The organism is Sinanaerobacter chloroacetimidivorans (assembly GCF_018128545.1).
Taxonomy (GTDB): Bacteria; Bacillota; Clostridia; order Peptostreptococcales; family Anaerovoracaceae; genus Sinanaerobacter; species Sinanaerobacter chloroacetimidivorans.
In genome coordinates, this window is sequence record NZ_JAGSND010000004.1 from 145,006 (window position 1) to 163,972 (window position 18,967).

Consider the following 18,967-nt stretch of genomic DNA (forward strand, 5'->3'; position numbering starts at 1 on the left):
ATATAATAAATAATAAGAAGATAAGAATAAAAAATAATAGATAGACAGCAATGAATGCTTGTTCTATCTATTATTTTTTTACTTCAACTATTCTGAATCTCAATTTATTCCTAACCCGGCATTAATACATTCTTAACTTCATTTCACCGCCGTGAATGATCCCTTTCTTGCGCATCAGCTCGGAGAAGAAAAGACAAAGAATTGCCGGCAGAATGAAATGCAAGATCGCAATATAAAGGATCACCTGGCCGCCGGGCATAAATTCGGTCATAGTAGCATAGGTCGTAAACTGTCCGACGAATCCGCAGGAACCCATCCCTGCTCCTATTGCCACATTTTCCATACCAAAAACCGTAGTGGAGAGGGGGCCCAAAATTGCGCTGGTCAAAACGGTGGGAATCAGGATTTTCGGATGCTCCATAATATTGGGGAGCTGCAGCTTGGCGGAGCCGATTCCCTGACCGATTACACCGTCCCATCCGTTCTCCCGAAAGCTGGAAACGGCGAATCCTATCATCTGAACGCAGCAGCCTACTGTTGCGGCACCGGCGGCAAGTCCCGATAAATCAAGAGTTATGGCAAGTGCTGCGGAAGAAAGCGGTGACACCAATACGACTCCCAGCATGACGGCAAGTATGATGCCCATTGGTAAAGGCTGCAAAGTTGTTGCCATATTGATAAAATCACCTAATGCCAGCATAAAGCTCTGTACTCCCGGCCCTACGAAATAACCCACAAGGCAGCCGGGTATAATGGTTGTGAAGGGTACCAGGACAATGTCCAAGTGGGTTCTTCCGGCAATCAGCCCTCCGATTTCTGCTCCGACAACCGCGGCAAAATAAGCACCCAATGGACCGCCCAGGGTGTAGCCGTAAGCGCCTGCGGCCAAGGAAGAAAATATGACCAAGGGCTTGTGCTTCAGCATATAGGCAATACCCGCAGCGATAGCAGCGCCGACAATGGGAGATTTCGCACCTATGATCTCGGCAAATTGCGCTAATAGAGCAAAGCCTGGCAAAGGTATCTTTGATGTCTGGGTGATAAGCACGCTGACAATGACGGAGGCAAACAGCCCCAGGGCCATGCCGGACATGGCTGCGACAAAATAGCGTTGAAAGCCTCTCTTTATGACTGAGTTTGTTGAGTTTGTCTCATGTGACTTTTTATTTTTTTGCATACGTTTCTCCTTTTATGAAATAAAAAAGCACGCAACCAAAGCTGCGTGCCGGATTTTGCCCGTAAAAGGGTGATTTTATTGCTGCAATATAGCCATTAATGATGGCAGCAGTTGCTTTTTGCGGGAGACCACGCCTTTTAAATGCAGAGCACCGTTCTTTGCTTCCACTTCCATTGCATTTTCTGCAATTTCCTGGGCCCCGTTACCATGATATAATAGTTCGGTAGACTCATCAATAATATTGGTGAGCATGATAAACATCATGTCCAGTTTATGCTTTTCGGCAGATTGAAAATGCGCCAGGAGCCGCGATTTTACTTCCTGTAATTCAATTGCATTCATAAAGGTACTTTGGCCCACGCCGAAACTGACACCGTTAATAAAAAATTGTTTAAAATCCTGATAAATAATTTCTTCAATAGATTTATCCTTGAAATTGCTCCCGGCCTGAAAGAGTTCTTCTGCGAAAGGCTTTATCTCAATTCCGGCTATCTGTGCCAATACTTCGGCGGCCTTACGATCTTCTTCGGTACAGGTAGGTGAGCGGAACATCAGGGTATCGGTGATGATTGCAGCACATAAGAGCCCGGCAATGTTTGGCTCGATTTTAACCTTATTTTCCCCATACATTTGAAAAATAATCGTAGCAGTGCATCCCACCGGCTGATTTCTGAAAAACACAGGAGAGATGGTTTCCAGACTTCCCAGTCTGTGATGATCGATGATTTCCATAATTTCCGCATCTTCCAATCCATCTACCGATTGGGATCTTTCATTATGATCCACTAATATAATTTTCTTTTGTTTCACATCAAGCAGAGACCTTCTGGAAATCATTCCGCAGTATTTTCCGTAAACGTCTAAAACAGGGAAGTCTCTATGACGCACCTTTGCCATGACGCCTTTAATGTCACGCGTGTAATCATCAGTTTCGAAGGTGACCAGATTTTCACTTCTCATGAAATAATGGATGGGAGTGCTTTGGTTAATCAGTCTGGCGACGGTGTATGTATCGTGAGGGGTGCTGATAATCCTGCATCCTTTTTCTTTTGCCAGCTTTTGAATGGTAATCGATATGGGAGCTCCCATACAGACAATAATGCAGCCTGCATTCATTTCAATAGCGCAAAGCTGGGATTCATAACGGTTGCCAAGAATGACAAGATCACCGTCTTCAATATAGCTTTCCATAATATCAGGGTTTGCTGCGGCGATGACGATTTTCCCTTTAGAGACTACGCCATCCCCATTTCCTGCAACGAGAGACCCATCCAGAGTCTCCAGTATATTTCTATAATTGGTAAGGGAAGAAGCCAAAATGCGATTGTCATAGATATCCATATTTGCAGTAGCAATATCTTTGACGGAGATCAGACCTTCCAACCGATCCTGATTGGTTATGGGCAGGGTGGCAACGTTGACATCCTTCATCAGCGTCCAGGCCTTCTTTAAAGATATGCAGCTTTGTACTCCTTCTGTTTTTCTCATGTCAATGTCTTTTACCTGGGTGCCCACATCACCGATGAATTCGGGTTCTTCCACCTGAAAACGATTTAGAACAAATTTTGTTTCACCGCTGATTTCACCGGCTCTTTTAGGAATGTATTCTTCGTCGGAAATTTTGTTTTTCAGATCAGCATAAGCTATGGCTGAACAAATGGAGTCCGTATCCGGATTTTTATGTCCTACTACTAATACTTTTGCTTTCATAAGCGCCTCAACTTTCTACATAATTTCATATCGGTTTCTGCCGTTTTCCTTTGCAAGATAAAGAGCTTGATCCGCTCTTTTTAAAATAGATAGACTAGTATCCTGGTCTTTATATTCTGTAATTCCCAAGCTGATGGTCAATTTACCGATGCCATCAATGGCAGAATTCGCCGCATTTTTACGAATCCTTTCAGCCAGCTGAACTGCAGTGGACAGATCCGTATCAGGAAGCAAAACAATAAACTCTTCTCCGCCGATTCTGGATAGAACATCGGAACGCCTAATACTGTTTTGAATGGTCTCCGTCAATGCTTTCAGAGCATAGTCCCCTCGTTCATGACCATGAGTATCATTTACCTTTTTAAAATGATCAATATCCACCATGATCAAGGAAAAAGCTTTATGCTTCCATTTCACACTTTGGATTTCATTTTCCAGGTAGGTGCTGAAATATCTCCTGTTAAAAGCACCGGTCAAGGGATCGAGTATGGCCGAAGCAGCAAGATTATTATGTACAAACTTTTTATAAACTATTAAAATGGCAATGATCACGACGATATTCAGCCCTATGATCAATGTAAAATACCGAAAAAAGGAAACTACCCGATCTTCGTTATACTGATTTCTGAGTACCATGGAGTTGGTCGTTTTCCATATTTCCTCACTCTTTCGGATCACATCCTGCTTGCTTTTCTTGGTAGGATTTTGATGATACTTTTCGACGAGAATCTGAATTTCTTCCCATTGCTGTTTCATCCGGTCCAGATTGTAAAACCGCTCTATTCTGTTTTGCTCCGTGAGTGCAGGGTTGCCTTCGTATTTTGAAAGTAAACTGTCTATGTATAAGGGAATATCTTCGCCGTAAGGCTTTGAATTTGCTAATTCTAATTTGACATATCGCTGGATGGAACCTCTGATCATGCTGAAATCATCTATCATCTCAGATTCGGTATTCAAATCCTGAAAGAAACCGCCGTACATTAATATTTGTATTAAAAGTAAGAGAAGAAGAACGATGACAGCGGAGAAGACACCTCGATATTTGGATTTCATGAAAACCCGTACTCCTTTCTCATAACTATGAGCCAATTATTTTAGAATCGAGAGTAATTGCATGTAAAAAGCCTTATAGGCTGACGGTATTGCAAAATGATCAGTCAGATCTTTTTTGCTTACCCATTCAAAATCATGGTTTTGTTCCTCAAACTCGGTTACTTTGCAGAGATAGCCGGTCATGTGCCATTCGATATGTGTGAAAATGTGCTTTGCCGGATTCAGTTCTTCAATGGTTTCTGCAAGTAGTCCCCAACTGTTTAATTGATCTTTTGCTTCTTTTAAAGTCAGGAAGCCAGCTGTGCCGGGGAACTCCCATAAGTTGGCTAACAAACCGCTTTCTTCTCTTCTCCTGATGGCAATTTTCTCTTCTTTTAGAATGAGAAAGATGGTTTTATATTCTTTTTTTCGTGGTTTTTTCTTTGCTTTTACAGGAAACTCCATTACCCTATCTTGAAGACAGGCCTTGCACATGAAATGCAAAGGACATAACTCGCATTTCGGCAGTCCGTTGGGCATACAGACCGTTGCCCCCAGCTCCATGAGTGCCTGATTAAAATCACCGGGACGTTCTCTAGGTATGATGAGCCTGATTTCTTCAGTAAAATACTTTTTCACCGAAGTCTGATCAATTTCTCTTTGGTCCGTCAGAATACGTGTCAGAACCCGGAGCACATTTCCGTCAACGCAGGGTACGGGAAGACCGAAAGCAATGGAAGCAACAGCTCCTGCCGTATATTCTCCGATTCCGGGTAGGGTTAATAAGGCATCGTAAGAAGCAGGAACTTCTCCGCCATAGGTGTCCAGTATCATCTTGGCGGCCTTTTGCATGTTTCTTGCACGGTTGTAATAACCAAGACCTTCCCAAAGCTTCAGCACTTGTTCTTCGGGTGCATGAGCAAGAGTGGCAAGGGTCGGAAGACTCTCAATCCATCGATCAAAATAGGGCTTCACTGTTTCCACTCTAGTTTGCTGCAGCATAATTTCCGAAACCCAGACATGATAAGGCAATGGATTTTCCCTCCAGGGCAATATCCGGGCATGCTGATCATACCAGGATAATAAGGGCGTCACAATCAAAGAAAGATCCTTCGTATCGATGGAGTTTTTCTGCATTTTTATTATTTCCCTCTTGATGATTTTCTACAAACTTCGTCTTGTAAATTGCATTGTAACATGCAGGAATAAAAAAGAAAAGAAGCATATTATAGAAATGCTTCCTTTTCAATCGCTTCTGATATTAATTGATGACCTTTTTCGTTTGGATGAATGCCGTCCTCGCAGAGATAATCGCTAAAGTCCTTCTTTTCGGAGAAAACGGATCGGATGTCGATCATCGGAGCTTTACAGCTCAAAGACAGCTCCTGTATGATATTGCTGTACATTTCCTGCCAGCGATAGATGGTTTCCACTTCTCCCAGAAAGGCCATTATGTTTTTAGCATTTAGACCCTTACTGATCCATTTGAAATACCTTTTGGCATCGATAGGCGGAAGGCTCAGAAGCACAGGATTGCCGCCGTTTTTCCGTACACGGTCTATCAATGCCGTATATTGTTCACGAAACAAGTCTGCCGGCGTATTGCAGAGATGTGCACCAAAGGGGTCTTTGGATACCTCCTGCCAATTAAAATCACAATCGTTGCCCCCAAATTCAAGAATGGTATAATCAAACTGGTTCAGCTTACTTTGATGTTTTGCCAGGATGGCGCTTCCTGCTGTTATGGTGCATCCAAACCGGGCATAATTGGTAATAGCAATATTTTGCTGCTTTTGAACCAGGTTTGCGAAGCTTTCCTTGAGGAGACAGTATTTATTTTTGGCCGCGTCAAAGATGACGCCTTTTGCTACAGAATCTCCAAAAATGCAAACAGAATTTATCATGGTATCACCTCCTGATTTGTAAGACTATGTAATATAATATTCATTATTATATTATGCAATTATGAAAATAACAATACATTATATTTCTTATTTTAAACTTATTTAAAAAATTATATACATGTGATATGATAAGAATTGCAAAGCTTTCAGACCGAAAAGTTCGGAAGACATTAGGTAAAAAAAATATTTTATGATAAATATTTGTTAGGATAGGAGAATGATATGGATCAATTATCACAATTAAAGGAGAAACTATCAAAGGAGCGTCCGGCATCCTGGGAGAACCTGCCTGACATTGAGCTTTATAAAGATCAGGTTGTAGGATATATGCAGCGCCAGCATACCCTGGAACCGGAAGATGCACAGCTTACCGGTGCTATGATCAATAACTATATTAAAAGCGGACTTCTGCCGAGAGCCAGCGGTAAAAAGTATACGAAGGATCATCTGGCATATCTCACCGCCATTTGCGCCTTGAAACAGGTGCTGAGCGTCAGCGAGACCGACCTCTTGATGAAAGCCCAGCCGGAAGGGAAGGATGCGGAAAGGTTTTATAACGAATATACCATGCTTTTAGATGAGTCTTTAAAAGAAACCGTAGATTTGATAAATGAAAGTATGAACAGGGAGGATCTTGCAAGGATGGCTTTTAAATTGGCGGTTACCAGTTATGTGCAGAAGCTGCTATGTAAAAAATTACTGGATATTCTAAAGATTTAATAGGAGCAGGAACCTTTTGTGATCTCCTGTTACTTAATTTTACAGATAATAAGTATTGTAAAGCCTTCGACATTTAGTGTAAGATATCAGTAATCAATATCGCATCTGTTGACAGCAAGGAGGATATGTATGGATAAGAGCAGTGGATTGTTAAAGCTTGAGAAATTATCTAAAGATATCATTTTAAATAGTCCCAACGGTATCATCGTAACCGGAGAGGATGGTATTGTTAAATTTATGAATGATTCAGTAGAGAAATTTTTTGACATAGAAAAAGAAAAAAGCTACGGCAAAATTTTGTCTGATTTTATCCCTGAATTTAAGAATATTGAAAATGAACAAGGAGAAATACATCATATTACTCTAAATAATAGAATTCTGCATATATTGTCCTTTGCATTAAAAGAGACAACTGGCGATGTTGATAAGGCGTATTTGATTTTAGATATTTATGAAAGCTCTCTGCTTAAATTGGAATTAAGCCATCAAAAAGGCATGCTTAATGATTTTCAGGAAATTCTGGAAGGATCTCATGACGGAATCCTGGTAACAGACGGGACTGGGGAAGTTCTTTTTGTAAATAGTTCTTATGAGCGGGTAGCAGAAATTAAAAAAGAAGACCTTTACGGAAAGAATATGAAGGACCTAATCAATCCTATCTGGATGCCTAATTCGGTTGCCTTTGTCGTAATTGAGCAAAAGTGCACCGTATCCAAAAAACAGGTAACAAAATCCGGGAAAAATATTATCGTTACCGGAAAGCCTATTTTTGATAAAAAAGGCGAAATCAAGATGGTTGTCATCAATGCCAGAGATATTTCAGAAATTTACCAGCTTAGAGAAGAGCTTTTGAAGTCACAAAAAATGGAGAAGATGTATCTTCAAAACTATATTGATTACTCGGAAGGTGCAGAAAAGGAAGGAAAGAATATTTTAGCTGTAAGTCATAAAATGCAGGAAGTTCTGGCCCTGGCAGAAAAAGTTGCCAACTTCCAGGCCACCGTATTGATTCTTGGGGAATCCGGAGTGGGAAAAGAGGAAGTTGCGAAGTACATCCATTCCTGCAGCCTAAGAAAGGATAAGCATTTTGTAACCATAAACTGTGGAGCGATTCCAGCTAATTTATTGGAATCAGAATTGTTTGGCTATGAAAAAGGGGCTTTTACCGGGGCATCTCAGTCCGGGAAGGAAGGACTGCTTGAGATGGCCGACGGAGGAGTGGCATTTCTTGATGAAATTGGGGAGACCCCCTTAGACTTTCAGGTAAAACTTCTTAGAGTTCTGGAGACCAAAGAAATCAGAAGAGTCGGTTCCGTTAACGGTAAAATCATCGATGTACGAATTATTGCTGCGACTAACAGAAATCTGGAAGAAATGGTAGAGGAGGGCACTTTCAGGGAAGACTTGTTTTACAGGCTGAATGTGGTAAAGATCAATGTGCCGCCTTTAAGGAAAAGGATGGATGACATTGCCCCTTTAAGTATGTTGTTCTTGGCTAGATTCAACAAAAAATATGGACAAAGTAAGATCCTCACCTATGATATCATAAAAGAAATGGAAAAGCATCTATGGCATGGAAACGTCAGACAATTAAAAAATGTCATTGAAAATATGGTAATCGTCAGTAATAATGAATATTTGCAGCCTGAAGACCTTCCTTGGAATATTGACCCCAATGCGAATATTAATAAGAGAATGATCAATATTGTAGCGCAGAATGAGGAGCTTAATTTGCAGGAATCATTGGATGCACTTGAAAAACTGATTCTTGAGAGGGCAAAAAGCAGATTTAGAACCACAAGAGAGATTGCCGACTATTTGCAGGTAAATCAATCCACTATTGTTCGGAAATTGCAGAAATATAATCTCTAGAAAAAATAGAAAATATTTGAGAGATAAGCATAGAGCAGCAGAAAACAATCTGTTGCCTATGCTTTATTTTTTTTGATGCCGATTTGGTATAGGATGCTTTATCGCATCAGATGTCCAATGGAAAAGGAAGATCTGTCAGCAATGGAATTGACAGATTAACCCTATTTGCAATTTTTTTCTAAAATATAAAGGATTGGCATAAAGATTGCGGAGTAACTGTATGTGGCAAGTCTAGAATACATAGTTACCTATTTAAGAAACTAGAGAAGGAGTTAATCAATGAAAACAAGAAAAATAATAGCAAGCGTATTGGTGCTTGCACTGGTTGTTGCATTTTCTGGTTGCGGCGGTGAGAAAGAGGCCTCCGCAGATGGCCAGAAAAAGGTCGTTCTGCATGTCGGATCTACTGTGGCTACCACCCATGCTTGGTACAGAGCTGCGGAACAGATGAAAGATGAAGTTTATGAAAAATCCAACGGAAGTATAGAACTGGTATTGGACTTTGGCGGAGTTCACGGAGGTGACCGTGAAATTACCGAAGCCGTTCAGAATGGAACCTTAGGTATGGCTTGGGCTGCTGACATTGGATATGCAACCGTTTTCCCTGAAATAGGCTATGTGAATCTGCCTTATCTATTCCCTTCTCAGGAGGACGTGGACAGTACTTATTATAACGGTTGGATCGGAGAGTCGGTAAAGTCCACTATGGAAAAAAAGGGTATGGAAATTCTAGGATTTACCGACAGTGATTTCCGTTATTTAACCAATTCCAAACAGCCGGTGCAAAAGCCGGATGATCTGAAGAATTTAAAGATCCGAACTCCTCAGAACCCGATGTATGTTAAGTTCTTTACGGAAATAGGATGTCAACCTACAGCTATGAATATTACAGAAGTTGCATCCGCATTGCAGCAGAAGGCTATCGATGGACAGGATAACGGACCGATTCTGACATATACCTTTGGTTTCTATCAGTTCCAGCCGTATTTGACAAGAACCAACCACGCATTTGCAGGTGCCGCATTGTTTACTTCAAAGGCAACAATGGATAAGCTATCCCCGGAACAGCAGTCGATCATCAGGGAATTGGGAGCAAAATACGCTGATGTATCATTGAAAATGATGAGAGAAGATGTTGCTGTGTTTGAGAAGGAAATGGCTGATAACGGAGTTCAACTTTTGGACAGTACTCCTGAGCTGGATGCTTTATTCAAAGAGGCGGCCAAAAAAGTATGGAATGATCCTGAAGCTACTAAGAATTTTGATCAAGAGGTTATGAAAAAGCTATTGGAACAGTAATGCATAAATTGGATGCCGGAGCAGTATGGTTCTGCTCCGGTAACAATTCCTTAGATTGAGAGGAACCCTATGGAAAGAAACAATAAAATTGCAGCAATTTCAGCTGCCATCTGCTTTCTGGAAAAAAATATTACAGTGATTTTCTTTTTTCTAATGCTATGCCTTCTGATGATACAGGTAATCTGTAGATATTATCTTCATCTTCCTTTAGCCTGGGTAGAAGAAATGATCCGGTATATCTATATCGGTGTAGGATTTCTTGGTGCAGCTGTAGCTGTAAAAGAGCGTGGTCACATTGAGATTAATATTTTGCCGTCAATCTTAAAAGGCATTTTGAAATCGAATCATAAAGTTCGCAAGGTGCTGATGTTTACAGATGTTATCGTCTATATAATTGGTACCGGATTCTGGACTTATATTGTATATACCATGACACATTATATGCTTGAAGTGAAAGCACAAAATCAGCTTTCCGTTGCCATGGAGATTCCCATGTGGATTATTGTGGCGATTATCGTAATCTCAAGCATATTATGTGCTTTTCATTACTTATTTAACTTGATCCTCATCTTTCATTTACAAAAAACCTTGGATACTGGAGAAGAGGAGGTTCTGAAGCAGCATGAGTAATTTGATTTTGTTTTTAACTGTTTTTATGCTTCTTGCCTTTCTCAGATTTCCGGTACCTTTTAGCATGGGCCTTTCTGCTATAGCTGTTATGCTTTATTCAGGACTGCCTTTAACCAGCGTTGCTCCGGCAGTATTTGCATCTTTAGATTCTTTTACATTCCTGGCAATTCCTGCTTTTATTTTTGCTGGCGATCTTATGGCGGTAGCAGGTATTTCCACGGCAATTATGAACTTTTCCAATTCAATATTCGGGAGACTCAGAGGGGCTGTAGGTGCTGTTACGGTAGTTACATCTCTATTGTTCGGGGCAATTACAGGATCATCTCTTGCTACCATTACTGGTATTGGGGGGATGATGCTGCCAGAGATGCTGAAGCATGGCTATGATAGAAAATACAGTACTGCTCTCATCAGTGCCTGCGGATTTCTGGGTATCTTAATTCCGCCAAGTATACCCGGTATTATCTATGCGATGATGTCCGGTACAAACTTAATGAAGGTTTGGTTATGTACCGTAACTCCCGGAATTTTTCTGGGAATCTCTTTTATTCTAATCAACTATTTTACATATGGAAGAAAGCAGGAGAAAACCAAAGAGAATTTTCAGCTTTCACTTTACTTCGGCGGTATCGGTAAATCATTTAAGGAATCCATCATTGCGCTGCTTATGCCGGTCATAATCTTTTACGGCATTTATGGAGGGGTTTTTACCCCTACAGAAGCCGGTGCGGTGGCAGTCTTCTACGGTCTGATCATTGGATGGATCTTTATGCCGTTAATCAAGAAAAATTGGCCGGAAAAAAAAATAAAAACCCTTGTTGAAGATTCTGCCATTTCCAGTGCATCTATAGCGATGCTGATGGTCTTTGCCGCAGTAGCCGGAAGGATGATTACCTTTACCAGGATTCCGGAAGTACTGACAAATACCTTGTTAAGCGTAACGGATTCACAATTTGTATTTTTGTTGATCCTAAACGTGCTGCTGATCATTGTAGGAATGTTTTTAGAGACCAATACAAGCATTCTGCTGTTAGGTCCTATCCTGATACCTGTAGCAACTTCCTTCGGTGTGGATCCCATACACTTTGCGGCGATCATGTTGTTGAATCTTGAAATCGGGATGGTTACTCCTCCGTTTGCCGCAAACCTGTTCGTTGGATGTAAAGTAGGCAAGGTTACTCTGGATGAGGTGCTGCCGCATATGATCCCATTTTGGATTGCCTGTTTGATTGTGCTGCTGATTGTAACCTATGTACCTTCTGTGGTATTGTTCCTTCCCAATTTGTTTTAGTGAGTAAATCTCTCCTCTTCAAAGTACAAGCCAATAAAACAAAAGCTCCTGCCGAGGCGGGAGCTTTTGTTTTGGAGAGTCTTTACAGGGTCACCCCATCTCTTAAAATCCCCATCTGGTAGTATTCGTTTATTTCGTTTTTTGTCAAATAATTTCCGTTAATTACTTCCAGAACCTTTTGGTAGAGCTCATCCTGCAGCTCCTGTTCTTCCTGCGGTGATTGCACTCGAAGGAGCCTGCCTGCATCAAAATCGATCCATCCTTTTTTCTTTTCAGCCAGAACACTATTGGAAGCCAGCCGGAAGGTGGGGCCTGCAAAGCCGCAGGGTGTTCCCCGGCCGGTAGTGAAGATCGTCAGAACAGCCCCGGCAGCAATTTGGCCTGTAACCCCAGTTAGATCATTTCCCGGGCCGCTGACCAGAACCAATCCCTGTTTGCTGGCTCTCCCTCCATAGGCAACAACCTCCGTAACAGCGCAATTGCCGCCTTTTTGAATACAGCCCAGAGACTTTTCTTCGATAGTACTTAGGCCGCCGGCCTTATTTCCCTGGGTAGGATTATCACTGACTTTTTCTCCGTAACGCTGGAAATAATCTGCATAATTTTCTATCAGGGACACGACTTGACAAAAGACCTCTTGGTTTATGGCACGATTCATTAAAATATGTTCTGCACCGAACATTTCAGGCACTTCCGTCATGGAAACCGTGGCTCCGGCGGAAACCAGACGTTCTGCCAGACTGCCTGTAATTTTATTGGCCGTAATACCGGAGAAACCATCGGAGCCGCCGCAATTTAAAGCAATATGCAATTTGCTCAGGGGCGCAGGAGTTCGTTTGTCTTCGTTCATTGCTTCCCGAATCTCATCACAAAGAGCCATCCCGTCGGCCAATTCATCTTCCGATTCCTGCAGTACTAAAAATTTAATGCGGGAAGGGTCAAAATTTCCCATGTATTTTTTCAGCTGCACCAGATCGTTAATCTCACAGCCTAAACTGACAACCAGCACTCCTCCGAAATTAGGATTTTTAATAATCCCGGCTATGGTCCTGCCCGTTGTCTCCAAATCTTTTCCCGTCTGACTGCATCCGTAAGGGTGCGTCAGCGGAAGGATGCCGTCAAAGTTTTCTGTTTTCTTATATTTTTCTTTCGCTATGGAGGCAATCTTTTGAAGAGGACCGTTGGCACAAAATACGGTTGGAATGACAGCAAGATGATTTCTGATGCCCACTGAGCCATCATACCTACTGTAACCCATAAAGGTTTCTGCGCTGCCGCCCGGGAGAACAGCTTCTTGATTATAAGTATATTCATAACTCTTTCGTGTATTGGCGCAGGTTGACATGTTATGATCGTGCACCCAGCTTCCTTTTTTTATATCGGTTATGGTAATACCTATGGTATTGCCATACTTAATAACCGGATCCCCCGCTGGAATATCTGTCAGTGCAAACTTATGGGCGTCAGGGATGTTTTCCAGTAACACGATTTCACTGTTGTCAATCTCTGCTACATTTCCTTTTTCCAGCGGCGTCAATGCTACTGCCACGTTGTCCCTGGAATAAATTTTAATACCTTTAGCTTGACTCATTTTCTTTTTCCTCCTTATGAAGCTCCTTCAGCTTCAAATTCTGTTTTACTTCCGGGTTCACCAGATGTTTGGGAAAATATCCGGATAGGACTCTTAAAACTTCCTCTGCTACGGTTTTCTGCAGCTTGTTTTGCGATGCGGTAGAATACCAAGCGGAATGAGGGGTAAGCATCACATTTTTCATAGTAAGGAGCTTATTGCTCTTTTTCGGCGGCTCCTCTTGAAGGACATCCAGTGCAGCACCCGCTATGACCCCCTGCTCCAGGGCCCAAATCAAATCTTCCTCATGAATCAGGCCTCCTCGGCTGACATTGATGATAAATGCAGATTTCTTCATGGCCATAAAAGTATTTCTCTGAAAGAGATTTTTGGTCTTGCTGGTCAGGGGAGAATGAATGGTAATGTAATCAGCATTCACTATGATTTCATCAAATGACTTTAATTTTCCTCCGAGACTCTCTACCTGTCCTTTTTCAGCATGATTGCTATGAACCCATATTTCACCGCAAAAAGGACGAAGCTTCCTAAGATAGGCGGCGGAGATGTGCCCAAATCCGATAATTCCAACAATGGAGTCTCTAAGGCTCAGAAGCGGAGCTGCGGACTTATAATCCCAGTTTCCCTCAGATACCGAAGAATGGTATAGCGGCAGCTTTCTGTTTAAATTCAGCAACATGGCGACTGCATGTGTGGAAACCTCATCTGTACAATAATCCTCAACATTTGAGACACAAATATCTTTTTCGGTGGCGGAAGATATATCAATGGTATCAATTCCCGTAGCATATCTTGCAATTATTTTGCATCGGTCCATATGACCGATGATTTTTTTTGTTATCCGCGCATGTTGCGTTATCAAAGCATCACAGTCATGAGCTACCCGGATAATATCCTTTTCGCTTTTCAGTTGATAAGGGAATACACTGGCACCGATCTGACCTAAAATAGAAATCTCATTTTCAATGGACTCGTATTCCCGGTCTGTAATTACTACTTTATATCCAATCATGGTTTCCTCCTTCATTTACGAAACAATGTAGCAAGATTTATGCCGCAAGCGGATACGACTGAATTATGGGAAAATCACATTTTTAAACCTTGATTGTACGATGCGTGAGGGCATCAAAAATAGAAACGCATCAGAAAATCATATACCTAAAAATAACTATAGAGTTCGTAAAGCTATAAAGAGAGAGAATTGATAAATGGCCTGATTACTGGATTTAGAAGGTTTTTTACTTTTGACTAAAGATTTAATAAAAAAATGAATTCTCTATGGCATGGTATTTGCGTTAGGAAGAGATAGCGTATCAAAGCCTTATGAAAACCTATGAATTGTAAGCTAAATTATGATGAGAAAGCAGTTATGCTGCATTTTTAAATCACAGGAGGTAATAGAATGAATTTTAGCCCAACAAAAGAGCAGGAAATGGTGAGAAAGATGGTTAAGGAATTTGCCGTCAACGAAGTAGAACCAATCGCAGAAAGATTGGATGCAGAGGCAGAGTACCCGTATGAGACCATTGAGCATCTAGGAAAGCTGGGAGTAATGGGGATGCCTTTTCCTCAGGAGTACGGCGGAGCAGGTGCTGACTATATTGCTTACATAATGGCAATCGAAGAGCTGTCCAAGGTTTGCGGCTCACACGGAGTAATCGTACAAACGCATAATGCTTTATGCTGCTGGCCTATTTTTACATACGGAACAGAAGAGCAAAAAAGGAAGTATTTGCCTGACCTGTTATCAGGTAAAAAATTAGGCGCTTTTGGACTTACAGAGCCTAATGCAGGAACCGATGCCGCTGGTCAGCAGACTAAGGCAGTAGACAAGGGGGATCATTGGGTTTTGAACGGCAGTAAAATTTTTATTTCCGGCGGAGGAATCGCCGATGTCTATGTGATCATGGCGATGACGGATAAATCCAAAGGCACAAAGGGAATCAGTGCATTTATTGTTGAAAAAGGAATGCCCGGATTTTCCAGAGGAAAAAAAGAGAACAAGATGGGGATTCGAGGATCCATCGCAGCTGAGCTGGTATTTGAGGACTGCATTGTACCCAAAGAGAATTTGCTGGGAACGCTAGGGAAAGGGTTTAAAGTTGCAATGACTTCTCTGGATGTCGGAAGACTTGGCATTGCCGCACAAGCATTAGGAATTGCACAAGGAGCTTTTGATCAAACAGTAGCATATATGAAGTCTCGAAAACAATTTGGAAGATCGTTAGATAAATTTCAGGCATTAGCCTTTGAAATGGCTAATATGAAAACCAGAATTGACGGCTCCAGACTTCTTCTTTATCATGCTGCAGACAGAAGACAAAAAGGCCTTCCAAGCACAACGGAGGCAGCACAGGCGAAGCTATCCTGTTCTGAGACTGCTATGTATGTTACTACAAAAGCCGTACAGTTCCATGGTGGATATGGATATATCAAAGATTATCCGGTAGAGAGAATGATGAGAGATGCCAAGATCACTGAGATTTATGAGGGGACTTCTGAAGTCATGAAGATGGTAATCTCAGGGGATATATTTAAATAGGATTGCGGAGGAAGAATCATGAAAATAATCGTATGCGTAAAACAAGTGCCAGATACCAATGAAGTTAGAATCGATCCAGAAAAAGGAACACTGATTCGGGATGGAGTACCAAGTATTCTGAATCATGACGATGCAAATGCGTTGGAGGAAGTTCTCCGAATAAAGGATCAATATCCGGATACACATGTCACAGTTTTGACTATGGGGCCACCACAAGCTAAGGAAATGCTTACAGACTGCCTGGCTATGGGTGCTGATGAAGCAATTTTATTAAGTGACAGAGCTCTGGGAGGATCAGATACCTGGGCTACCTCGAATGCTCTTGCAGCAGGAATTAAAAGAATAGGAGACTATGACCTGATTTTTGCCGGAAGACAGGCGATTGACGGAGACACTGCACAGGTTGGGCCTCAGATCGCGGAAAAGTTGGAATTACCGCAGGTTACTTATGTTAAGGAATTTCAGCTGAACGACAGAGAAGTCACGGTAAAGAGAGCCTTGGAAAACGGCTATGAACTAATCAAGCTGCAGCTTCCTTGCCTGCTGACGGCAATCAAAGAATTGAACAAACCAAGATATATGTCTGTGCCGGGAATCTATAAGGCCTGCACCCAGGAAATCACGGTGTGGAACGCAGAAGACATTAAGGTGGATTTGAGCACAGTCGGACTGAAGGCATCCCCTACCAATGTATATCGTTCCTTTACCCCTGCGCCGAAGGGAAAAGGCATCACCGTAGAAGGCGAAACCGCTAAAGAGATGGTAAGCAACCTTGTTGGAAGCTTAAGAGAGAAGCATATCATATAACGGATGCGTTATAAGGAGGAAGAATCAATGACAATGAATTCAGAATATAAAGACATATGGGTATTCACTGAGCAGCGAAACGGCAAACTGATGAATGTGGCTTTGGAACTGCTGGGAGAAGGCTACCGCCTTTCCAGGGAGATTGGGGACAGCAAGGTTTGTGCCGTTTTGGTCGGAAATAAAGTGGATACGCTTGTCAATGAACTCTATGCCTATGGTGCCGATAAGGTTTATCTGATTCAGGATGAACTGCTTCAGAATTACACTACCGATGGCTACACGAAAGTAATCACAGATGCGATTCGTGAGTATAAACCTGAAATTGTGCTTTTCGGCGCGACCCATATCGGCAGAGACCTGGCACCGCGTATTGCGGCAAGGCTGGATACCGGACTGACGGCAGACTGTACAAGACTGGATGTAAAAGTTTCCAATTATATCGATTATCTGGATAAGTACACAACTTCAAATACTGCAAATCTTGACCGCAATTCAGAAGATAAAAACCTGAAGCAGACCAGACCTGCTTTTGGCGGAAATCTGATGGCCACCATCATATGTCCAAATAACAGACCGCAGATGTCTACGGTTCGTCCCGGAGTTATGCAGAAGAGAGAAAAGAATACCTGTGCCACGGGAGAACTGGTTACGGTTGCGCATAAGCTGAGCAAGGACGACATCTATATCACAGTAGTGGAACAGGTCAACGAAGTCAAGGAGCTGGTATCCCTGACAGATGCAAAGATTATCTGCTCCGGAGGCAGAGGTCTTGGAGACGCTTCCGGATTTGAGCTGATCAAAAAACTGGCGGATAAGGTCGGAGGCGTTGTGGGGGCATCCCGTGCTGCAGTTGACTCCGGATGGATCGACCAGTCGCATCAGGTGGGTCAGACTGGAACCACAGTAAAACCAAATATTTATTTTGCCTGTGGAATTTCCGGAGCAATCCAGCATCTTGCAGGAATGCAGACCTCAGATATCATTATCGCCATCAACAAGGATCCGGAGGCCCCTATTTTTGAAGTCGCTGACTATGCCTTGATTGGAGATTTACATAAGATCATACCGGAGATCATTGCACAGTGGGATGAGAACTAGGAGGAAAAAATGAATTTGAGAGATGTTGTAATTGTTGACGCAGCGAGAACCGGTTTTGGAAAATACGGCGGAACGCTGATTAAGACAGAAGCAGATGAGCTGGCAGCTCCGCTGCTTCTGGAATTGGTAAAAAGAAATAATCTCGAAAAAGGAGATATCGACCTTTGCGTCATGGGTAATGTAGACGGTCATTCTACGGCACCGAATCTGGGCAGACTTGCTTTGCTCAGAGCGGGATTCCCATTTGAAGTGCCCGGATTTACCGTTGAACACCAGTGCGGATCCGCGCTGCTTGCAATCAATACCGCATATATGCAGCTTGCTTTGGGAATGATTGACATCGCCCTTGCAGGCGGAGCGGAAAACCTGAGCAATGCGCCTTACTGGATCGAAAACGCCAGGCAGGGGTTCCGTCTTGATGAAAAAGGCTTGAAGATTCATTGCGAATTTATGGAAACCGCAAGACGTGTCTGCGGTCCTGCGTTATATAAAGAAAACGTCAATATGGGAATCACAGCGGAAAACCTGGCTGAAAAATACAATATCAGCCGGCAAGAGCAGGATGAATTTGCTTACGAGAGCCATATGAAGTTCTCGGCAGCAATCGAAAGAGGGAGAATCAAAAAAGAAATTCTTCCCATCGAAGTTAAGACAAGAAAAGGCCCGACCATGTTTGATACAGATGAACATGTTAAGCCAGACACCACAATCGAAGAACTCGGCAAATTAAGACCTGCCTTCAAAGAAGGCGGTACGGTCACCGCAGGCAACTCCTCCGGTATGAACGACGGTGCGGCTGTTGTTCTGATGATGACCAGAGAAAAGGCGAAGGAACTCGGCCTCAAGCCGATTGCTTCCATCGGAAAACACATCAGTGTGGGCGTCGATCCTGCGATTATGGGTATCGCACCGGCTTTCGCAATCAGAAAGATTCTGCAGATGGCCGGAACCAAGCTGGAGGACTATGGTATGTTCGAAGTAAACGAAGCATTCTGCGCTCAGACGCTTGCAGTATATAAAGAACTCGAACTGACTGCCAAACAGAGAGAGAAGTTCAACCCGAACGGCGGCGCGATTGCAGTCGGACATCCGGTTGGAGCCTCCGGTGCTCGTCTCGTGCAGACTTTGATCTACGAAATGCAGGAGAAAGGCGTGCAGAGAGGTATTGCAACCCTTTGCTGCGGCGGCGGCACCGGTATTGCGACAGAATTGATTCTGGAAGATTAATTTTATCAATAGGGAAAGTTGGCCCTAACGGAAGTGGCACAGCCACTTATAGAAATAACTGGGAGCAGTT

16 protein-coding genes are annotated in these 18,967 nt (G+C 42.6%); 9 read left to right on the forward strand and 7 right to left on the reverse strand.

Annotated elements, in window-relative coordinates; all coding sequences use genetic code 11:
* Nucleotides 1-121: 121 nt before the first annotated feature.
* The 5 genes from KCX82_RS08130 to KCX82_RS08150 form a co-directional block, all read right to left on the reverse strand.
* Nucleotides 122-1,177 (reverse strand): PTS sugar transporter subunit IIC, encoded by a 1,056-nt coding sequence (locus KCX82_RS08130; protein ID WP_227017957.1) that lies wholly within the window; start codon nucleotides 1,175-1,177, stop codon nucleotides 122-124.
* 75 nt (nucleotides 1,178-1,252) lie between these two features.
* On the reverse strand, nucleotides 1,253-2,887 hold the full coding sequence (locus KCX82_RS08135) for a putative manganese-dependent inorganic diphosphatase (RefSeq protein WP_227017958.1): 1,635 nt from the start codon (nucleotides 2,885-2,887) through the stop codon (nucleotides 1,253-1,255).
* A gap of 15 nt (nucleotides 2,888-2,902) precedes the next feature.
* Entirely contained in the window at nucleotides 2,903-3,940 is a 1,038-nt protein-coding gene (locus tag KCX82_RS08140; RefSeq protein WP_227017959.1) for a GGDEF domain-containing protein, read from the reverse strand.
* A gap of 36 nt (nucleotides 3,941-3,976) precedes the next feature.
* Complete coding sequence (gene mutY, locus KCX82_RS08145; RefSeq protein WP_227017960.1) at nucleotides 3,977-5,056, reverse strand: A/G-specific adenine glycosylase; 1,080 nt, start codon at nucleotides 5,054-5,056, stop codon at nucleotides 3,977-3,979.
* Nucleotides 5,057-5,145: 89 nt separating this feature from the next.
* Complete coding sequence (locus KCX82_RS08150) at nucleotides 5,146-5,823, reverse strand: SGNH/GDSL hydrolase family protein (RefSeq protein WP_227017961.1); 678 nt, start codon at nucleotides 5,821-5,823, stop codon at nucleotides 5,146-5,148.
* A 222-nt stretch (nucleotides 5,824-6,045) separates the two neighbouring features.
* On the opposite strand from KCX82_RS08150, the gene KCX82_RS08155 reads away from it, so the two are divergent.
* The 5 genes from KCX82_RS08155 to KCX82_RS08175 all read left to right on the forward strand — a co-directional run bounded on the left by KCX82_RS08155 (nucleotide 6,046) and on the right by KCX82_RS08175 (nucleotide 11,635).
* Nucleotides 6,046-6,543, forward strand: coding sequence for a DUF1836 domain-containing protein (locus KCX82_RS08155; protein WP_227017962.1), 498 nt, complete (start codon nucleotides 6,046-6,048; stop codon nucleotides 6,541-6,543).
* Nucleotides 6,544-6,672: 129 nt separating this feature from the next.
* Nucleotides 6,673-8,415: a sigma 54-interacting transcriptional regulator gene (locus KCX82_RS08160; protein WP_227017963.1), complete on the forward strand. Its 1,743-nt coding sequence runs from the start codon at nucleotides 6,673-6,675 to the stop codon at nucleotides 8,413-8,415.
* A gap of 279 nt (nucleotides 8,416-8,694) precedes the next feature.
* A complete protein-coding gene (locus KCX82_RS08165) occupies nucleotides 8,695-9,714 on the forward strand; it encodes a TRAP transporter substrate-binding protein (RefSeq protein ID WP_227017964.1) in 1,020 nt (339 codons plus the stop codon).
* Nucleotides 9,715-9,783: 69 nt separating this feature from the next.
* On the forward strand, nucleotides 9,784-10,344 hold the full coding sequence (locus tag KCX82_RS08170) for a TRAP transporter small permease (RefSeq protein ID WP_227017965.1): 561 nt from the start codon (nucleotides 9,784-9,786) through the stop codon (nucleotides 10,342-10,344).
* Complete coding sequence (locus KCX82_RS08175) at nucleotides 10,337-11,635, forward strand: TRAP transporter large permease (RefSeq protein ID WP_227017966.1); 1,299 nt, start codon at nucleotides 10,337-10,339, stop codon at nucleotides 11,633-11,635. Before KCX82_RS08170 ends, KCX82_RS08175 begins: the two co-directional genes overlap by 8 nt.
* Before the next feature lie 82 nt (nucleotides 11,636-11,717).
* Here the strand turns inward: KCX82_RS08175 and KCX82_RS08180 are convergent, their stop codons facing one another.
* Together KCX82_RS08180 and KCX82_RS08185 are read right to left on the reverse strand one after the other, a co-directional pair.
* Entirely contained in the window at nucleotides 11,718-13,226 is a 1,509-nt protein-coding gene (locus KCX82_RS08180) for a UxaA family hydrolase (protein ID WP_227017967.1), read from the reverse strand.
* On the reverse strand, nucleotides 13,213-14,235 hold the full coding sequence (locus KCX82_RS08185; RefSeq protein ID WP_227017968.1) for a C-terminal binding protein: 1,023 nt from the start codon (nucleotides 14,233-14,235) through the stop codon (nucleotides 13,213-13,215). The genes KCX82_RS08180 and KCX82_RS08185 overlap by 14 nt, the downstream gene beginning before the upstream one ends.
* Nucleotides 14,236-14,625: 390 nt before the next feature.
* Here KCX82_RS08185 and KCX82_RS08190 point away from each other — a divergent pair, with 390 nt between their 5' ends.
* Genes KCX82_RS08190 through KCX82_RS08205 form a run of 4 tightly spaced genes read left to right on the forward strand, consistent with a single transcriptional unit; the run spans nucleotide 14,626 to nucleotide 18,897 of the window.
* Nucleotides 14,626-15,765, forward strand: coding sequence for an acyl-CoA dehydrogenase (locus KCX82_RS08190; RefSeq protein WP_227017969.1), 1,140 nt, complete (start codon nucleotides 14,626-14,628; stop codon nucleotides 15,763-15,765).
* Between the two features lie 18 nt (nucleotides 15,766-15,783).
* Nucleotides 15,784-16,572 (forward strand): electron transfer flavoprotein subunit beta, encoded by a 789-nt coding sequence (gene etfB / locus KCX82_RS08195; protein WP_227017970.1) that lies wholly within the window; start codon nucleotides 15,784-15,786, stop codon nucleotides 16,570-16,572.
* Between the two features lie 27 nt (nucleotides 16,573-16,599).
* The gene (locus KCX82_RS08200) at nucleotides 16,600-17,670 is read left to right on the forward strand and encodes an electron transfer flavoprotein subunit alpha/FixB family protein (RefSeq protein ID WP_465250635.1); all 1,071 of its coding nucleotides are present in this window, start codon (nucleotides 16,600-16,602) and stop codon (nucleotides 17,668-17,670) included.
* 9 nt (nucleotides 17,671-17,679) lie between these two features.
* Nucleotides 17,680-18,897 carry a thiolase family protein gene (locus tag KCX82_RS08205; RefSeq protein WP_227017971.1) on the forward strand — a complete coding sequence of 406 codons (1,218 nt, stop codon included), beginning with the start codon at nucleotides 17,680-17,682 and terminating at the stop codon, nucleotides 18,895-18,897.
* Nucleotides 18,898-18,967: the final 70 nt, after the last annotated feature.

Coding starts and splice junctions, on each gene's coding strand:
- KCX82_RS08180 (WP_227017967.1), bottom strand. CDS start 13,226: ATGAGTCAAGCTAAAGGTATTAAAATTTATTCCAGGGACAACGTGGCA.
- etfB (WP_227017970.1), top strand. CDS start 15,784: ATGAAAATAATCGTATGCGTAAAACAAGTGCCAGATACCAATGAAGTT.
- KCX82_RS08130 (WP_227017957.1), bottom strand. CDS start 1,177: ATGCAAAAAAATAAAAAGTCACATGAGACAAACTCAACAAACTCAGTC.
- KCX82_RS08200 (WP_465250635.1), top strand. CDS start 16,600: ATGACAATGAATTCAGAATATAAAGACATATGGGTATTCACTGAGCAG.
- KCX82_RS08135 (WP_227017958.1), bottom strand. CDS start 2,887: ATGAAAGCAAAAGTATTAGTAGTAGGACATAAAAATCCGGATACGGAC.
- mutY (WP_227017960.1), bottom strand. CDS start 5,056: ATGCAGAAAAACTCCATCGATACGAAGGATCTTTCTTTGATTGTGACG.
- KCX82_RS08205 (WP_227017971.1), top strand. CDS start 17,680: ATGAATTTGAGAGATGTTGTAATTGTTGACGCAGCGAGAACCGGTTTT.
- KCX82_RS08175 (WP_227017966.1), top strand. CDS start 10,337: ATGAGTAATTTGATTTTGTTTTTAACTGTTTTTATGCTTCTTGCCTTT.
- KCX82_RS08165 (WP_227017964.1), top strand. CDS start 8,695: ATGAAAACAAGAAAAATAATAGCAAGCGTATTGGTGCTTGCACTGGTT.
- KCX82_RS08140 (WP_227017959.1), bottom strand. CDS start 3,940: ATGAAATCCAAATATCGAGGTGTCTTCTCCGCTGTCATCGTTCTTCTT.
- KCX82_RS08160 (WP_227017963.1), top strand. CDS start 6,673: ATGGATAAGAGCAGTGGATTGTTAAAGCTTGAGAAATTATCTAAAGAT.
- KCX82_RS08185 (WP_227017968.1), bottom strand. CDS start 14,235: ATGATTGGATATAAAGTAGTAATTACAGACCGGGAATACGAGTCCATT.
- KCX82_RS08190 (WP_227017969.1), top strand. CDS start 14,626: ATGAATTTTAGCCCAACAAAAGAGCAGGAAATGGTGAGAAAGATGGTT.
- KCX82_RS08155 (WP_227017962.1), top strand. CDS start 6,046: ATGGATCAATTATCACAATTAAAGGAGAAACTATCAAAGGAGCGTCCG.
- KCX82_RS08150 (WP_227017961.1), bottom strand. CDS start 5,823: ATGATAAATTCTGTTTGCATTTTTGGAGATTCTGTAGCAAAAGGCGTC.
- KCX82_RS08170 (WP_227017965.1), top strand. CDS start 9,784: ATGGAAAGAAACAATAAAATTGCAGCAATTTCAGCTGCCATCTGCTTT.